This is a genomic window from Ruegeria lacuscaerulensis, from assembly GCF_013033355.1.
In the GTDB taxonomy this organism is placed as follows: domain Bacteria; phylum Pseudomonadota; class Alphaproteobacteria; order Rhodobacterales; family Rhodobacteraceae; genus Ruegeria; species Ruegeria lacuscaerulensis_A.
Window position 1 is genome coordinate 1 of record NZ_WQDY01000034.1, and the last position, 1,640, is coordinate 1,640.

Below are 1,640 nucleotides of genomic sequence, written 5' to 3' on the forward strand. Positions count from 1 at the left end.
TGAAGCTAGGCACACCAAAGGAAATACTGGACGGTGAGAACCGGGTCGCGATGACGCCCGAGTCCGCTTTGCAGTTGCAGAAACTTGGCTATGACTGCGCCATTGAGAAGGGGGCTGGTCTTGCGGCAGGTTTTTCGGATGCTGCCTATGAAGCTGCAGGGGTTGAGGTTATCAAGACCGCTGCTGCGCTGTGGAAAGACTGCGATATTGTCGCCAAGGTGCGTCAGCCCTCTGAGACCGAGCTGAAGCGTCTGACCAAGGGCAAGACGCTGATCTCGTTCTTCAACCCTGCGGGCAATGAAGACGGGATGGAGCTGGCCAAATCCAAAGGCGCGAATGTCATCGCGATGGAGATGGTGCCGCGTATTTCCCGCGCGCAGAAGATGGACGCGCTGTCGTCGATGGCGAACATTGCAGGCTACCGTGCCGTAATCGAGGCGGGCAACAACTTTGGCCGTTTCTTCACCGGTCAGGTGACAGCGGCGGGTAAAGTACCCCCTGCGAAAGTTCTGATCGTGGGGGCCGGTGTGGCGGGTCTGGCCGCGATCGGGACGTCCACGTCGCTGGGCGCGATCACCTATGCGTTCGACGTGCGCCCCGAAGTGGCCGAACAGGTCGAGTCGATGGGTGCGGAATTCGTCTATCTGGACTTTGAAGAGCAGCAGCAGGATGGCGCAGCCACTGGCGGGTATGCATCGGTTCAGTCCGAAGAATTCCGCAACGCGCAGCTGGCCAAGTTCCGTGAACTTGCCCCCGAGATGGACATCGTGATCACCACCGCGCTGATCCCGAACCGCGAAGCTCCTGAGCTTTGGACCAAGGATATGGTCGAAAGCATGAAGCCGGGCTCGGTCATCGTGGACCTAGCGGCGGAAAAAGGCGGCAACTGTAAGCTGACCGTCGCGGATGAGAAGATTGTGACCGACAATGGCGTGACCATCATCGGCTATACCGACTTCCCCAGCCGGATGGCGGCGCAATCGTCGTCTCTGTACGCGACCAACATCCGTCACATGATGACTGACCTGACGCCCGAGAAGGACGGTCAGATCAACCACGACATGGAAGATGACGTGATCCGCGGCTCGACCGTGACCTTTGAGGGTGAGATCACCTTCCCGCCGCCGCCGCCGAAAGTGCAGGCCATCGCGGCGCAGAAGAAGCCCGAGGTCAAGGAACCCACCCCGGAAGAGAAAAAGGCGCAGGAGATTGCGGCGTTCAAGGCGCAGACCAAGCAGCAGTTCACCCTGTTGGGTGTGGGCGGCGCGCTGATGCTGCTGGTGGGTCTGGTCGCTCCGGCCAGCTTCATGCAGCACTTCATCGTGTTCGTGCTGGCCGTGTTCGTGGGCTTCCAGGTGATCTGGGGCGTGGCGCATTCGCTGCACACTCCGCTGATGGCGATCACCAACGCGATCTCGTCGATCATCATTGTTGGGGCGCTTATGCAGATCGGGTCGGGCTCGTTCCTGGTGATCCTGCTGGCGGCGCTGTCGGTCTTTATGGCCGGGATCAACATCTTCGGCGGTTTCCTTGTCACCCGGCGCATGCTCGCCATGTTCCAGAAATCTTAAGGAGGCCGGGTAGATGATTGGCTTCACCACTGCCGCTTATGTTGTTGCGGCTGTTCTGTTCATCCTGTC

1 protein-coding gene is annotated in these 1,640 nt (G+C 59.7%); it reads left to right on the plus strand.

Features of this window, described 5'->3' with window-relative positions:
- Window positions 1–1,571, plus strand: a 1,571-nt coding sequence (locus tag GOW48_RS22265) for a Re/Si-specific NAD(P)(+) transhydrogenase subunit alpha (RefSeq protein WP_234899585.1), incomplete at its 5' end; no start/stop codon positions are given.
- Window positions 1,572–1,640: the final 69 nt, after the last annotated feature.